Below are 13,846 nucleotides of genomic sequence, written 5' to 3'. Positions count from 1 at the left end.
AGTCCCGCTAGGGTGCCTATTGACGGATGGCCAGCGAGAGGGCCGTCCCTTGTCGAGAGGACCAAACCGTGGAGATTTCGGGCTCCGCCGCCATTGTCACCGGAGGTGCTTCCGGTCTGGGTGCGGCCACCGCCAAGCGTTTCGCCGATGTCGGCGCGACCGTGTTCGGCCTGGATCTGGCTCAGTCCATCGAGCGTGCGGGTGACAATGTCCCGGCCGGCGTCACCCTCATCCCGACCGACGTCACCAGCGGTGACGAGGTGGCCGCCGCGGTCGCCAAGGTCGTGGAATCCGGTGTGCCGCTGCGCATCGTCGTCAACTGCGCCGGCGTGGGCTGGGCGGGACGCATCCTGTCCAAGAACGGCCCGCACGACCTCGAGCTGTTCCGCACGGTCATCACCGTGAACCTGCTCGGCTCCTTCAACGTCATGCGCCTGGCCGCCGACGCCATCGCCAAGACCGATCCGGTCGACGAGTACGGCTCGCGCGGCGTCATCATCAACACCGCCTCGGTCGCGGCCTTCGAGGGCCAGATCGGGCAGATCGCCTACTCCGCCTCCAAGGGCGGCGTCGCCGGCATGACCATCCCGGCCGCGCGTGACCTCGCGCAGTTCGGCATCCGCGTGAACACCATCGCGCCCGGCATCATCGACACCCCGATGCTCGCCGGCGTCACCGAGGAGTACCGCAAGGGCCTCGAGTCCGGCGTGCCGTTCCCGTCCCGCCTCGGTCGCCCGGACGAGTACGCGCAGCTCGCGCAGTACATCACCGAGCACGACTACTTGAACGGCGAGACCATCCGTATGGACGGCGCCCTCCGTATGGCTCCGCGCTAACCGCTGTGAACAACACAAGGCCCGCACCGGAATCCGGTGCGGGCCTTGTTATTTCACGTGTGGGGAGCGGGGTGCGACCCCGCGGCCTCCCTTAGTGCGGGCGAACAGCGGCCGCCTGGGGGCCCTTCTTGCCCTCGGTGATCTCGAACGAGACCGCCTGGCCCTCCTCGAGCTGACGGTAGCCGTTGCCCTCGATCTCCGAGTAGTGGACGAAAACGTCGGGGCCGTCCTCGCGGGCGATGAAGCCGTAGCCCTTCTCCGCGTTGAACCACTTGACGGTGCCCTGAACCATTACCTTCTCCTGACGAGGTGTTTCTTTTTATTGCGTGGGCGTCGCGGCTGCGACACCCGGGTCGATCAGAAGGCGGCTTGCAACTTGACTGGCAAGGTGAAGCAACGCCCGCACACTGTTCCGCGCGAGCATGTTGAAACACGAACACGAAAAACTTACGACCAAGACATACAACGTACGCCCCGGCCGCTAGTTCCCGGAAATCACCGAGCATGCGCACCGTCACATCTCGACCCGGCTGAGCATGACCGATTCCCGCTCGCTATGGATCGGGAACGTAGCGGCGACGCCGCCACGACCCGATCCGGCGCGCCAGGTCAGAGCGTGCGGGTGAGCCGATCGGCGAGGATCCGGGCGAAGTGCGCCGGGTCCTTCAACTCCCCGCCCTCGGCGAGAACCGCCGTGCCGTAGAGCAATTCGGCCGTCTCGGTGAGGGCGAGCGGCTTGTCCTCGTCGCCGGACACCTGCGCGTACGCGTCGCGCAGACCCGTCACCAGAGCGTGGTCCGGGTTCAGTTCCAGGATGCGCTTGCTGTGCGGCAGCTCCTGGCCGGAGGCGCGGTACATGCGTTCCAGCATCGGAGTGAAATCGAACACATCGCCGACGATGCAGGCCGGGGAGGTGGTGAGCCGGTTGGTCAGACGCACCTCCTTGACCTCCGCGTCGAGGGTCTGCTGGAGCCAGCCGAGCACGCCGGAGAAGTCCTTCTCCTGCTGTTCGCGCAGCTGCTCGGAGGCCTTCTTCTCGTCCTCGGTCTCGAGGTCGACCTCGCCCTTGGCGATGGAGACGATCGGCTTGCCCTCGAACTCGGTGACCGAGCCGACCCACATCTCGTCGACCGGGTCGGTCAGCACCAGCACCTCGAGACCCTTGCCCCGCAGCGCCTCCATGTGCGGCGAGTTCTCGATCTGCTGCCGGGACTCGCCGGTCATGTAGTAGATCGCCGACTGGGTCTCGGGCATGCGCTCGACATACCCGGCCAGCGTGGTCAGTTCGCTCTCGGAGTGCGTGGACGCGAACGACGAGACGCCCAGGATGGTCTCGCGGTTGTCGGCGTCGGAGAGCAGGCCCTCCTTGAGCACCCGGCCGAACTCGCGCCAGAACTCCTGGTACTTGGCCTGGTCCTCGGCGTTCTTCAGATCCTTGACCGTGGACAGCACCTTCTTCACCAGGCGCTTGCGGATCATCTGGATCTGGCGGTCCTGCTGCAGGATCTCGCGGGACACATTGAGCGACAGGTCCTGTGCGTCGACCACGCCCTTCACGAAGCGCAGATACTCCGGCATCAGCTCTTCGCAGTTGTCCATGATGAACACCCGGCGCACGTAGAGCTGCACGCCGCGCTTGTGCTCGCGGGTGAACAGGTCGAACGGCGCGTGCGAGGGAATGAACAGCAGCGCTTGGTATTCGAAGGTGCCCTCGGCCTTCATCGGGATGATCTCGAGCGGATCGTCCCAGGCGTGGGCTACGTGCTTGTAGAACTCCGTGTACTCCTCGTCGGTGACCTCGCTGCGCGGGCGGGTCCACAACGCCTTCTGGGAGTTCAGGGTCTGGGTCTCGACGATGGTCTTCTCGACCTTGTCCTCGCCGTCGCCCTCCATGACGGTGCGCTCGACATCCATCCGGACCGGCCAGGCGATGAAGTCCGAGTACTTCTTGATGATCTCGCGGAGCTTCCACTCCTGCGTGTAGTCGAAGAGGTGATCGTCCTCGTCGGCCGCCATCAGGTGCAGCGACACCGCGGTGCCCTGCGGGGCGGTGTCGAGTTCCTCGATCGTGTAGGTGGGGCTACCGGCCTCCGATTCCCAACGGGTACCGGTGGTTTCGCCCGCCTTGCGGGTGGTCAGGGTGACCTTGTCGGCCACCATGAAGGTCGAGTAGAAGCCGATGCCGAACTGGCCGATCAGCTCCTCGGCCTGCTGGTCGCCCGCCTTGGCCTCCAGCAGCTGCTGACGCAGCGCGGCGGTGCCCGACTTGGCGAGGGTGCCGATCAGGTCCACCACCTCGGCGCGGGACATGCCGATGCCGTTGTCGCGCACGGTGAGCACGCGGTTGTCGCGGTCGACCTCGAGCTCGATGTGCAGATCCGAGGTGTCGGCGTGCAGGTCCTTGTCGCGGAAGGTCTCCAGGCGCAGCTTGTCCAGCGCGTCGGAGGCATTGGAGACCAACTCCCGCAGGAAGGTGTCCTTGTTCGAATACACCGAGTGGATCATCAGCTCCAGCAGCTGATGGGTCTCGGCCTGAAACTCCAGGTGTTCGACGTGTTCGGTCACGACGCGATATTACGACGGTCGAAGTCGGCGATGGCGGGAACCTCGGCGTCCGCGCGGTCGGTCATCCAATCCCGCAGTACCTGTGTGGCGCGGCAGTCGTCCTCGTTGTACTCGAAAATGCGGGTGCGCTGCGACAGGTCCGGTTCGCCGCCGTCGTAGGCGACGGCCAGGCGGTACCAGGCCATCGACGCCTCGCCGCCGGCCTCCGCGTCACGCCAGTGGAAGCCCGCGACCGGCGCGATCTTCTTGAGGCCCTTGCCGTTCGGGCAGATGAACTGCTCCGACACCGCCTGAAACATGTCCACCCACTGCGGCCCGTCCACGAACCGCTGCACCTCCCGCTCGGTGGGGATGCCGGGGCGGCCCGCGAACCGGCGCGCCGACTCGTAGAGCCACTTGTCCTCGGCGGTGCGCGAATAGCAGTAGGCGGCAAAGGATTTACCGTCGGCGGCGGCCTGCGCGCGCACGCCCATCAGCCAGGTCCAGAACTCCGCGAAGGAGCGGCCCTCGTCCTCGGTGGGCAGCGGATCCCAGGTGACGAACGGGCGGTACACGCCATCGAGCAGGGTGCCCCACAGGTAGGCGCCGTGCTCCTGGAAGCTCTCCAGGTCCACGTCCACCTCGACATCGGCGCGGGTCACCCGCACCCGGTCCACCCGGCGGACCAGCGGCGCGCCCGTCGCCCAGGCGCGGGCGGTGACCACGGCCTCGGTGAACGGCTCGTACTGCCAGTCGTCCGGGTCGTCGCCGCTCCAGGCGGCCAGCTCGTCGATGGTCTCGACGCCGTGGCGGCGCAGCACCTCCGCGCGCGAGCCCGGGGCCACCAGACTCACGTCACGGTGGTCGGCCAGCCACTGCCCACAGCTGCGGCCACCCTCCTCGGGGGCCCGGCCCCACCAGGGGCACTGACGGCATTCGGGGACTTTCGAAGGGACGGTGGGGAGTTCGCCGCGCACCACCGCGATGCGGTCGGCGTAGCGGATGTCGTAGTCGTCCAGCAGCAGGGCCAGGTCGTGCACCAGGATGCGGTCGAAGTGGTAGCCGATGGCGCCGCCGGTCAGGCTCGGGCTGGCCAGGCCGTGCCGCTGCAGCATGCGGTACAGGTGCGCGAGGCGCTGGAGGTCGCGCGGCTGCGGCCGGGTGCGGACGTGCCTGTCCTCCTGGGGATTCCACTCGTACAGGCCGCTGGTCACCGGGTGGTGGTCGGCCGGGTCCGGCTGGCGGGGGTCGGTCACCTTGTGGTTCACCACGATGACCGGGCGGTATCCGCCGCGATCGGTGTCGCGCCACAGGATTTCGCAGCCGCCGCGACGGCCGGTGTCGGCCTCCTGCGGCAACAGCCCGCCCCAGATGCGGTCGGCGCCCGCGGCCATGGCGGCCATGGTGGCGGCGGCCCGCGCGGTCGCGGGCTGCTTGGGATCGATCACCGTCCAGCTCTCGGGCGCCGCGGCGACCAGGGTGTCGCGCACCTGAGATCTGTGCGCGGCCGCCGCTTCTCGTCGCTGTTGCACGCCGGCGTCCTCGGCGACTCCGGTCAACACGCCCGGATGGGTGGCGTCCAGGAAAAGCCGGTGCCGGCACCCGATCAGCGCGCGCGCGTCCACGAACGCCGTCCGCTCGCCATGGTCACCGATACCCGAATACACGCCAGTCAGTATGGCCTCATCCCCCGACAGGGTCGGCGGGCCGCCCTGTTTCCGCCAGGCGCTCGCTCCGGCGGGAACCCACCCGTTAGGGTGATTCGCACACTGCGTTTCATGGGCGGACAGGCATTTCCCCCGGCCCTGTACTGCCATGGCGAACCAGCATGACGGAGGCCATCAATGGGGTTGTTCACCAAGCGCAAGAAGCGGGTCAGCCGCCGAGCCGAGGCGAAAGCCCTCAAGCACAAGGCCGGCATGGAGGCCAAGCTCGGGGCGCGCAACGAGCGCAAGCGCAACCGCGCCGAGGCGCGCACGCAGCAGCAGGTCGCCAAGGCCGAGATCGCGAAGCTGCAGGCCGAGGAGAAGGCCGCCGAGAAGGTGGCCGCCCGCGCCGAACGGGACCCGTTCAGCGCTGCCTCGATCCGCAAGTACCTCGGCGTGGCCCGGATCCTGGTGCCGGTGCTGGCGCCGCTCGCCTACCGCGGTGCCACCTTCGTGCGCGGGCAGCTCGACACCCGCCGCGCCCAGCAGCTCGGCGTCGGCCTGGACCAGCTCGGCGAGTTCGCCGGGCCGGGCGCCAAGCTGCAGGCCCGGATCGCGGGCGTGGAGTCGACGCTGGCCGAGATCGAGGCCAAGCACACCGACACCGAGACCAAGAAGTTCGTGGCCGCCAGCCGCGACCGGCTCGACAGCCTGTCCGCGGCGGTCCGCACCGCCGCCCAGATGCCGGTGCCGCGGCGCCGTGCGGTGCACGCCTCGATCTCCAACGAGCTCTCCGGCATCGAGGCCGACGTGCTCAACCGGCTCGGCGTGCGCTGAGTCACCCATGAGCTCGGTGCGCGGCGGATCGGCCGGGGTGGCCATGGCCGCCCTGGCGGTCGGCGCGCACGGGTTCGCGGGCGGCGGCTACCCCGGCACCTCCGGGCTGATGCTGCTGATGCTGGCGGCGGCCGCACTCGGGGCGATCGCCGCCGTGCTGCGGCCGCCCGCCGCGCTGCCGCTGCTCATGCTGGCGGGCCAGCCCGTCTGCCACGTCGCGCTGAGCGGCCTGGTGCAGCACGGGCACGCCGCGCGGGCAATGGAATTCACCACGCACGGGCCGATGGTGTTCGCGCACGCGGTCGCGGGCCTGGTCTGCGCGTTCGGGATCCTGGTCGCCGAGCGGCTCTACGAACTGATCTCCCGGGCCGTCCGGGTGGCGCTCACCCGCCCGGCCGGACCGCCCGCGCGTGTCGCGCGGCTGCGCCCGGCGCACCACTCCCCTACTTCGAAAACCCTTCTCGCACTGGGCGCGGCCGGACCGCGCGCGCCCCCGGTCACGGTGTAACCCCGCTCCGTAACTTCCCGTAACCATTGTCAGAGAAGGCATTACATCCATGAACACCTCTCTTTCGCGTGCCCTGATCACGTCGGCGGCCGCCGCGGGGCTGCTGCTGTCCGGCGCGGGCATCGCCGCCGCGCATGTGGTGGTCGACGCTCCCGGCGCTACCCAGAAGGGCTACACGGTCGCGACCTTCCGGGTGCCGACCGAGTCCGATACCGCTTCCACCACCAAGGTTTCGGTGACGCTGCCGAATCTGAAGAGCGCGCGCACCGAGCCGATCGCCGGTTGGACCGCCAAGGTCGAGAAGAACGCGCAGGGCCAGGCCGTGTCGGTCACCTGGACGGCCGATCCCGGCAACCCGGGCGTGGCGCCGGGGCAGTTCCAGCGCTTCGCGGTCTCCCTCGGGCCGCTGCCCGAACAGGCGAAGGTCAGCTTCAACGCCAGCCAGACCTACAGCGACGGCAAGGTCGTGGACTGGAACCAGCCCGCGAACGCCGACGGCACCGAGCCCGAGCATCCGGCCCCCACCCTCACCCTCGCCAAGGGCACCGGCCACGATGACGACGCGCCCGCCGCCGACGCGGACAAGGGCGACAAGGCCACCGACGACACCGCCCGCTGGCTCGGCGGCGTCGGCCTGGCGCTCGGCGCGCTGGGCGCGGCGCTCGGCCTGGGCAGCGTCATCCGGGGACGGCGGTCATGAGCCGCAAGGTCGCCGGTCTGATCACCGGCCTGCTGGTCGCCCTGTTCGCGTTGCTCGGCGGCGGTGTGGCGGGCGCGCACTCGGCCGTGGTGGGTTCCACCCCGGAGAACGGCGCGCAGATCGACACCTCCCCCGCGACGGTCAGCGTCACCTTCAACGAGAGCCTGCAGCCCGCCTACCCGTCCATGACGGTCACCGGGCCGGACGGCAATCTGTGGTCGAAGGGGCAGCCGAAGGTGGACGGCGCGACGCTCAGCGTCGAGGTCGGTGAGCTGGGTCCGGTGGGCGAGTACAAGATCGCCTACCGGGTCACGTCCGCCGACGGGCACCCGGTCAGCGGCACCCGGTCGTTCACGCTCACCAAGGCGGGCAACGGAACTCCGGGCCCGAAGTCGGACGCCGGCGCCAAGTCGGGCGGCTCCGACGGCGGGGTGCCGCTGTGGATCTTCATCGTGTGTGCGGTGGTGCTGTTCGGCGGCGGCCTGGCCTTCGCGCTGTTGGGTGGACGGGGTAAGCGGCGCTCGTGAACCGGCCCGGCCGCATCGATCGTCGCCGGGAGCGCGGGACGACCGGCGGTGGCAGCTCACCGAGATGGCTACTGCTGCTGGTCATTCCTGCCGCCCTGGCCGGGGCCGGGCTGGCCTGGGCGCTGGCCGCCGAGGATCCGGTGCAGGCCGAGGCCCCGGTCCGGGTGCTCGCGGACTGCGCGGGGGCGACCGTGCTGGGGCTGGCGGCGCTGCCGCGGCTCTCGGACCGGTTGACCCCACACTGGCGGGCGCTCACCGTGGCCGCCGCCGCGTGGGCGGTCATGGAATTCGCCATGCTCGTGCTGGAAGCCGCGGAGGTGCAAGGGATTCGGGCGCGGCGGCTGAGCGGGACCCAGTTCGGCGACTATCTCGCGCACGTGAGCGGCGGGCAGATCGGAATCGCGCTGCTCATCGGGACCGGGGTGGTGGCGGCCTACAGCGCCTTCGGTTTCCGGCGACCGGATCCGGCCACCGCGGATCTGGTGCTGGTCTTCACCGCCGTGACGCTGGCGCTGCGGCCGATCACCGGGCACATGTCGCAGCAGACCTTCGGGTCGGTCCTGGCGGCGGTGCACGCGCTGGCCGCGGCGGCCTGGTTCGGACTGCTGCTGGCGCTGGCGATGACCGTGCGCACCCGCGGCGAATGGGCGGCGCTGCTGCCGAAGTACTCGAATCGGGCGCTGCCGCTGGTGGTCACGGTGGCCGTCACCGGGCTGGTGAACGGGCTGGTGCGGATCGGCGGGGTCAGTCCCCTGGTGACCACCGGGTACGGGCGGATCCTGCTGGCGAAGACGGTGCTGGTGGCGGTGCTGATCGGGCTGGGCTGGTGGTGGCGGCGCGGCTGGGTGCCGAAGGCCGCCGATCACCGGATGACGGCGGAGCAGTCGCTGCGGCGCGCGATTGTGGAAGTCCTGGTGATGGCGCTAGTGTTCGGGTTGGCCGCGACGCTGGCAGTGACCGCGTGATAGATGGCATGCATCACAACCCCTGCGACAAAAACTAGAACACGTTACAGTTGCGCCCATGACAGAAGTCAAGATCGTCGCGGATTGCGCCGCCTCGGCCGAATCCGCCTTCGCCTATGTCAACGATTACCGGCATCTGCCGAAATTCATCAATGAGATCAGCGCCTTCACGCCGCTGACCGAACAGATCGAGGGCGTGGACGCCACCTTCGACGGCACCATTCAGCTCGGGCCGATCGCGCTGCACTCCACCATCAAGATCGTGCGGCACGAGCCCGGATACGCCATCGCGGTGAAATCCATCAAGGGCTTCGAAATCGAATCCACCTTCCTGTTCCACGACAAGGGCGCCGAATCCTGCACCATCGACGCCATCGTCGACTATCGGGTTCCCGGCGGCCTGGCGGGCAAGATCCTCGGCAAGACCATCGAGCCCTTCGTGAAGCTCGCGGTGAAGAGCTCCACCGGCAACCTGGTCAGCCAGGTCTCGGCCTTCCACGCCGAGCGCACCGGCGCCGAGCCGGACCGCACCAACGCCTGATCCAGTCCACGGGTCGTCAGAGCCGCCGACCCCCCGCGGTTGTCCGCCGCGCGCTCCCTGAGGGATCCTGGGCGCATGTCCGAACGCACCACCCCCAGCCCGCTGCAGCGCCTCGGCTACATCTGCGGCCGGCCCCTCCCGCCGTCCATGCGGGACTGGGTGCTTCGTGACCTCACCGGACCCGGCGCCACCCGCCGCTACCTGCTGCGGATCCTGATCCCGATCATCCCGGTGCTGTGCCTGTTCCTGCTCATCCCCGGCCCGCTGTGGATGGGCCTGGCCATGATGGCCCTGCTGTATCTGCCGCTGATCTACTTCACCGCGGCCCTCACCTACGTCTTCCGCCGCAATCGGCTCATCAAGAACGGCCTGGACCCCGCCCTGGCCGACGCCGACCGCCGCGCCCGCGAGGCCGCCGACCGCACCGCCTACGAACAGCGCCACGGCCGCGCCTGACCCTGTGTCCCCGGTCTCGATTCGAACCCCCCGACCGCCGCGAGGAATACGCTCGAAGGCAGTGATAATCGGCTTCGGGTTCGATGGAGAACCAGATGGAACCTCAATGGGCGGCACCGCAATTCCTGGCGAGTGATGCTGATCGGGAACACGCGATCGAGGCGCTGAAACAGAGTTTTCAGGCCGGGCGGATCACGGTCGAGGAATTGTCCGAACGCATCGGGCACGCGCTCACCGCGCGGACCTGCGGGGAAATCGACCGGGTGATGAGCGGATTGCCGTGGCAACCGGTCACCCCGATGCGATATCCCGCGTATTACGCGCCCTATCCGCCGCCGCCCGCGCGGTCGAAGGGCATGGGGATCGCCGCGTTCGTGCTCGGAGTGTTCGGCTTCCTGTGCGGATTCACCGCGGTCCCGGCGGTGGTGCTGGGCCTGGTCGCGCTCACCGTCGAACCCGAACGCCGCGACGATCGGGGATTCGCGATCGCGGGGCTCGCGGTGGGCGCGATGTGGATGCTGGTCTTCGGGTGGATCTACTTCAGCTGACCGCTCGCTCGAAGGCCAGCAGGTCGGCCTCGGTCTGGCGGAACAGCCAGTAGTCGCCGAGGAAGCCGAGCACGCCCGCCACACACAGGCCGTAGAGCGGGACCAGCACCAGCGCCACCTCCCCCGTGTCGAGGAACATCAGGCTGGCGATCACCCCGACCAGCGGAATCGCCACGGCGACCGCCAGATAGCGGGTGCAGCGGCGGCCCAGCGCGCGCAGCGCGTCCCGATCCTCGGCCGTCTCGCCGTGGGTGAGCAGCCGCGGATAGAAACAGCGCACGATGAAGAAGGTCACCACGAAGAACGGGTAGGCGACCGCGATCGCACCCGAAACCAGCAGCGTCGCGACCAGATTCGCGATCCGGCCCGGCGACAGGTCGGTGAGGACGACCAGCGACACCGCCGACACCACGGCCGCCAGCACCCACCACACGAAGGCCAGCAATGCCACCCGGTCACCGTTCTTCAACGTGTCCCGGCGGGCCAGCGACAGGGCCGCGGAATCGTAGGTGCGGCCCCGGCGCAGACCACGCCACACGATGAAGGCCCGGCGGCACAGATAGTTGGTGACCACGATGGCCGCGGGCGTCGAGATCAATACCAGCGCATTGCCGACCACCTGCAACCGCGCCCGCTCCTCGGGCGTGAACCACAGCGCCCACAGCGGATGGTTGTGCAGATTCGCGTAGGTCATGCCGAGCGCGTCGCCGACCAGGCTGGCCACCGTGATCAAGGCCAGCAGCGACCACGGACCGACCCGGGCCCGCCAGCTGTGCTCGGGCGGATCCACCAGATCGCGGGCCCGCTCGTCCAGGCACAGCTCCAGCTGCTGGGCCAGGGCCGCGCCGTCCGCCCAGCGGTTCTCGCGGTCGGGGGCCAGGCATTTCAGCAGCACCCGGCGCAGGGTCGCCGGGCAGTCGGACGGCAGCGCCTCGAGATGGACCGGATCCACCTCGTGGCGGCGCAGTCGCAGCATGCGCTCGAGCGAGGACTCCGAATCGCCCGCGCTGGTCTCGTCGTCGAAGGGGCGGTGGCCGGTGAGCAGTTCCCACAGCACCACCCCGAGGGCGTAGACATCGCTGCGCCCGTCCAGCGCCTCGGCCGTCTCCGGCAGGTGCGGATGGCAGGCGGCCAGCTGTTCCGGGGACATGTAGGCCAGGGAGCCGCCGAAGTAGGCCAGCGGACTCGCGCCCGCCACGTGGGTGCTGAAACTGATGTTGAAGTCCGCCAGCTTCGGGCTGCCGTCCGCGGTGAGCAGCACGTTGGCGGGCTTGATGTCCCGGTGCAGGACGCCGTTGGCGGAGGAGTAGTCCAGCGCGCGGGCCAGCCGGGCGCCCAGCCACGCAACGGTTTCCGGCCAGGTCCGCTCCGCGTGCTCGGTGCGCGTGGCGGATTCGCCGGGCACCAGGCCGCCCTTGTCGCGCATGGCGGCGTTGACGGCCTCCAGCAGGATGCCGCCGTTCCGTTCGGCCGGTTCCCGGGAACGCACCAGCCCCAGCACCTTCGACAGCGTGCCGCCCGGAAGGTACTGCATGTAGAGCAGTTTCAATTCCCGGTCGGCCAGCAGCCGCTGATCGAAGACGCGCACGATGTGTTCGTGGTCGAGCTGGGCCAGGGTTTCGGACTCGGTGCCGTGGTTCTGCGAGATCTTCACCGCGACCAGGCGTTGCATGGATCGCTGCCGGGCCAGGAAGACCCGGGCGAAGGCGCCCGCGCCCAGTTCCACCAGCAGATCGAAGTCGTCCATCCGGTCGCCGACCTCGATGCCCTCCAGCGCGTGCTGAGCCTGCGGGCGGGCGATCAGGGTGCTGCGGTAGTCGTGCTCGGCCCATTCGGTGGGAGCCGCCTCGGTCGGGTAGCAGCTGATGTCGAGGGCGATGCCGGAGCGCTCGAGCGCGTGGAACTCCTCGTAGGCCAGGTCCGGGGGCAGTGGGCCGGAACGCAATTCGTCGAACTCGCCGCGGTATTCGGCCAGGCGTTTGGGGAAGTCGTAGCGGATCCAGCGGTATTCGAGGTCCACCTTGATCAGTTCGATCAGCGCGACGCGACGCAGTTGCGGCGCGCGCGGCAGGAATTCGACCAGGTTCGGCGGGGCGCCCGCAGCCTCCCAGGCGGCCTGGAACCCAGCGATGGTCGACGCCAGCAGAGATCGGATCTCGTCGACGCCATCGGAGTCGATCACCGGTTCCACGTACATGCCTCCCCCGACCTGGATTCACCGGGTGGTCGCCAGTATGCGCCCGAGAATCCGACTGAGCGGTTGATTCATTCCTGTAGATAGATCGCGGAGCGAGCGCGGAGCGCATCACCCCCGGCTCGGGGCAGCCGGCCGGAGCCCCCGCACGGCCGGTCGCGGAGCACTATTGTCGCGGTATGAGTGAGCAGTTCCCGGAACGGATCTGGGGTTCCCGTACCAACCTGCTGTCCCGGCTGGCCAGCCCGTTCGCCGCCACCAAACTCGGATCGCTGGTCATCCGCAAGCTGACCCCGCTCGATCGCCGGGTGATCGAACGCAGCGGCGGCAAATACACCGTCCTGGGCCCGATCGGCGCGCCCGTCATCCTGCTCACCACCGTCGGCCGCAAGTCCGGCGCACCCCGCACCACCCCGCTGCTCTACGTGCACGACGGCGACATCCTGTACGTGATCGGCTCCAACTTCGGCCAGGCCCACCACCCCGCCTGGACCGCGAACCTGCTCGCCAACCCGGCCGCCGAGGTCGCCATCGCCGGGCAGCACCTGCCCGTCACCGCCGCCCTGGTCACCGACGAGGACCGCAAGCGGGTGATCTTCGAACGCTTCGAGGAGACCACCGAGGCGTACACCGCCTACCGCAATCGCACCGGCCGTGACTTGCGGATATTCGCCCTGACAAGATAGTTCTCGTGACCGAATCAACGAACGTAGTGGCAACCGCCGACCTAGCCGACGAGATCGGCCCCGAGATCCGAAGCTGCGACACCCAGTTCATTCAGTTCGGTGGCCGCGACACCTTCGCCGGCCGCATCGTGACCATCAAGACCTTCCAGGACAACCTGCTGGTCAAGCAGACCCTCGGCGAGCCCGGCGCGGGCCGCGTGCTGGTCGTCGACGGCGGCGGCAGCATCCACACCGCGCTGGTCGGCGACATCATCGCGGGCCGCGGCGTGGACAACGGTTGGGCCGGCGTCGTCATCAACGGCGCGGTCCGGGACTCCGCCGTGCTACGCACCATGCCCATCGGCATCAAGGCGCTCGGCACCAACCCGCGCAAGAGCACCCAGAAGGAGGGCAACGCCGAGAAGGACGTCACGGTCGAATTCGGCGGCGTCAGCTTCGTCCCCGGCGACATGCTCTACAGCGACCATGACGGCGTCGTGGTTCGCAGCGAAGACTAGGCCGACTCTCGGGAAGCTCTCAGCGGCTGGAGCCCGGAACCCCCGACAATGGGAACCCGTGTGCCTTCAGCCGCTGGTGACCCGAGCCTTGTGCCCGGCCAACGCCACCACATCCCCGGCGTGTAGCTGCCGTCCGCGGCGCAGCTCCACCTCGTCGTTGACACGTACCAGGCCCTGGGCGATAACGGTCTTGGCTTCCGAACCCGAATCGATGAGGTTCGCCAGCTTCAGGAACTGGCCGAGTCGAATGACCTCGTCCTCGATCGGGACATCGAATGGATCCGACATGGGATACATCCTCACCCGCGACCGCCGCGAGACCAAACCGCGCCCCCGCCACCGGCCGCCACGCGGCGGTGAC

Annotated in this window: 16 protein-coding genes; 11 read left to right on the top strand and 5 right to left on the bottom strand. The window is 69.0% G+C overall.

What is annotated here, in order from left to right:
* The first annotated feature begins 68 nt into the window (after window positions 1-68).
* Window positions 69-836, top strand: a complete 768-nt coding sequence (locus ACQP06_RS00325; protein WP_433669608.1) for an SDR family NAD(P)-dependent oxidoreductase — start codon at window positions 69-71, stop codon at window positions 834-836.
* Window positions 837-927: 91 nt separating this feature from the next.
* On the opposite strand, the gene ACQP06_RS00320 is transcribed toward ACQP06_RS00325, so the two are convergent.
* The 3 genes from ACQP06_RS00320 to ACQP06_RS00310 form a co-directional block, all read right to left on the bottom strand.
* Window positions 928-1,128: a cold-shock protein gene (locus tag ACQP06_RS00320; RefSeq protein ID WP_033085228.1), complete on the bottom strand. Its 201-nt coding sequence runs from the start codon at window positions 1,126-1,128 to the stop codon at window positions 928-930.
* A 317-nt stretch (window positions 1,129-1,445) separates the two neighbouring features.
* The gene (gene htpG / locus ACQP06_RS00315) at window positions 1,446-3,401 is read right to left on the bottom strand and encodes a molecular chaperone HtpG (protein ID WP_433669606.1); all 1,956 of its coding nucleotides are present in this window, start codon (window positions 3,399-3,401) and stop codon (window positions 1,446-1,448) included.
* Window positions 3,398-5,047 carry a TM0106 family RecB-like putative nuclease gene (locus tag ACQP06_RS00310; RefSeq protein ID WP_433669604.1) on the bottom strand — a complete coding sequence of 550 codons (1,650 nt, stop codon included), beginning with the start codon at window positions 5,045-5,047 and terminating at the stop codon, window positions 3,398-3,400. Before ACQP06_RS00310 ends, htpG begins: the two co-directional genes overlap by 4 nt.
* 177 nt (window positions 5,048-5,224) lie before the next feature.
* Between ACQP06_RS00310 and ACQP06_RS00305 the strand changes: the two genes are divergently transcribed.
* The 8 genes from ACQP06_RS00305 to ACQP06_RS00270 all read left to right on the top strand — a co-directional run bounded on the left by ACQP06_RS00305 (window position 5,225) and on the right by ACQP06_RS00270 (window position 10,108).
* The gene (locus tag ACQP06_RS00305; protein ID WP_433669603.1) at window positions 5,225-5,863 is read left to right on the top strand and encodes a DUF6474 family protein; all 639 of its coding nucleotides are present in this window, start codon (window positions 5,225-5,227) and stop codon (window positions 5,861-5,863) included.
* A gap of 7 nt (window positions 5,864-5,870) precedes the next feature.
* On the top strand, window positions 5,871-6,371 hold the full coding sequence (locus tag ACQP06_RS00300; RefSeq protein WP_433669601.1) for a hypothetical protein: 501 nt from the start codon (window positions 5,871-5,873) through the stop codon (window positions 6,369-6,371).
* Between the two features lie 49 nt (window positions 6,372-6,420).
* The gene (locus ACQP06_RS00295; RefSeq protein WP_379278178.1) at window positions 6,421-7,071 is read left to right on the top strand and encodes a YcnI family copper-binding membrane protein; all 651 of its coding nucleotides are present in this window, start codon (window positions 6,421-6,423) and stop codon (window positions 7,069-7,071) included.
* Complete coding sequence (locus ACQP06_RS00290) at window positions 7,068-7,598, top strand: copper resistance CopC family protein (RefSeq protein ID WP_433669599.1); 531 nt, start codon at window positions 7,068-7,070, stop codon at window positions 7,596-7,598. Before ACQP06_RS00295 ends, ACQP06_RS00290 begins: the two co-directional genes overlap by 4 nt.
* A complete protein-coding gene (locus tag ACQP06_RS00285) occupies window positions 7,595-8,563 on the top strand; it encodes a copper resistance D family protein (protein WP_433669597.1) in 969 nt (322 codons plus the stop codon). The genes ACQP06_RS00290 and ACQP06_RS00285 overlap by 4 nt, the downstream gene beginning before the upstream one ends.
* Before the next feature lie 58 nt (window positions 8,564-8,621).
* On the top strand, window positions 8,622-9,104 hold the full coding sequence (locus ACQP06_RS00280; RefSeq protein ID WP_433592366.1) for an SRPBCC family protein: 483 nt from the start codon (window positions 8,622-8,624) through the stop codon (window positions 9,102-9,104).
* Window positions 9,105-9,179: 75 nt separating this feature from the next.
* Window positions 9,180-9,560 (top strand): DUF5313 family protein, encoded by a 381-nt coding sequence (locus ACQP06_RS00275; protein ID WP_379278185.1) that lies wholly within the window; start codon window positions 9,180-9,182, stop codon window positions 9,558-9,560.
* 95 nt (window positions 9,561-9,655) lie between these two features.
* The gene (locus tag ACQP06_RS00270; RefSeq protein WP_433669595.1) at window positions 9,656-10,108 is read left to right on the top strand and encodes a DUF1707 and DUF4190 domain-containing protein; all 453 of its coding nucleotides are present in this window, start codon (window positions 9,656-9,658) and stop codon (window positions 10,106-10,108) included.
* Here ACQP06_RS00270 and ACQP06_RS00265 read toward each other — a convergent pair.
* On the bottom strand, window positions 10,101-12,305 hold the full coding sequence (locus ACQP06_RS00265) for a serine/threonine-protein kinase (RefSeq protein WP_433669593.1): 2,205 nt from the start codon (window positions 12,303-12,305) through the stop codon (window positions 10,101-10,103). The two genes, ACQP06_RS00270 and ACQP06_RS00265, sit on opposite strands and share 8 nt — an antisense overlap.
* A gap of 176 nt (window positions 12,306-12,481) precedes the next feature.
* Here ACQP06_RS00265 and ACQP06_RS00260 point away from each other — a divergent pair, with 176 nt between their 5' ends.
* Entirely contained in the window at window positions 12,482-12,988 is a 507-nt protein-coding gene (locus ACQP06_RS00260; protein WP_433669591.1) for a nitroreductase/quinone reductase family protein, read from the top strand.
* A gap of 5 nt (window positions 12,989-12,993) precedes the next feature.
* Window positions 12,994-13,485, top strand: a complete 492-nt coding sequence (gene rraA, locus ACQP06_RS00255; RefSeq protein ID WP_433669590.1) for a ribonuclease E activity regulator RraA — start codon at window positions 12,994-12,996, stop codon at window positions 13,483-13,485.
* Window positions 13,486-13,551: 66 nt separating this feature from the next.
* On the opposite strand, the gene ACQP06_RS00250 is transcribed toward rraA, so the two are convergent.
* On the bottom strand, window positions 13,552-13,773 hold the full coding sequence (locus ACQP06_RS00250; RefSeq protein ID WP_357088410.1) for an RNA-binding S4 domain-containing protein: 222 nt from the start codon (window positions 13,771-13,773) through the stop codon (window positions 13,552-13,554).
* Window positions 13,774-13,846 lie beyond the last annotated feature (73 nt).

It is taken from the genome of Nocardia sp. CA-136227 (assembly GCF_050955695.1).
Classification (GTDB): domain Bacteria; phylum Actinomycetota; class Actinomycetes; order Mycobacteriales; family Mycobacteriaceae; genus Nocardia.
This window is presented reverse-complemented; position numbering and strand designations above follow the sequence as displayed.

What these genes read in the sequence shown, in the direction of transcription:
- ACQP06_RS00320 (WP_033085228.1), bottom strand. Translation starts at nt 1,128, where the DNA reads ATGGTTCAGGGCACCGTCAAGTGGTTCAACGCGGAGAAGGGCTACGGC.
- ACQP06_RS00270 (WP_433669595.1), top strand. Translation starts at nt 9,656, where the DNA reads ATGGAACCTCAATGGGCGGCACCGCAATTCCTGGCGAGTGATGCTGAT.
- ACQP06_RS00290 (WP_433669599.1), top strand. Translation starts at nt 7,068, where the DNA reads ATGAGCCGCAAGGTCGCCGGTCTGATCACCGGCCTGCTGGTCGCCCTG.
- ACQP06_RS00300 (WP_433669601.1), top strand. Translation starts at nt 5,871, where the DNA reads ATGAGCTCGGTGCGCGGCGGATCGGCCGGGGTGGCCATGGCCGCCCTG.
- ACQP06_RS00295 (WP_379278178.1), top strand. Translation starts at nt 6,421, where the DNA reads ATGAACACCTCTCTTTCGCGTGCCCTGATCACGTCGGCGGCCGCCGCG.
- ACQP06_RS00265 (WP_433669593.1), bottom strand. Translation starts at nt 12,305, where the DNA reads ATGTACGTGGAACCGGTGATCGACTCCGATGGCGTCGACGAGATCCGA.
- ACQP06_RS00280 (WP_433592366.1), top strand. Translation starts at nt 8,622, where the DNA reads ATGACAGAAGTCAAGATCGTCGCGGATTGCGCCGCCTCGGCCGAATCC.
- ACQP06_RS00275 (WP_379278185.1), top strand. Translation starts at nt 9,180, where the DNA reads ATGTCCGAACGCACCACCCCCAGCCCGCTGCAGCGCCTCGGCTACATC.
- ACQP06_RS00250 (WP_357088410.1), bottom strand. Translation starts at nt 13,773, where the DNA reads ATGTCGGATCCATTCGATGTCCCGATCGAGGACGAGGTCATTCGACTC.
- ACQP06_RS00305 (WP_433669603.1), top strand. Translation starts at nt 5,225, where the DNA reads ATGGGGTTGTTCACCAAGCGCAAGAAGCGGGTCAGCCGCCGAGCCGAG.
- ACQP06_RS00260 (WP_433669591.1), top strand. Translation starts at nt 12,482, where the DNA reads ATGAGTGAGCAGTTCCCGGAACGGATCTGGGGTTCCCGTACCAACCTG.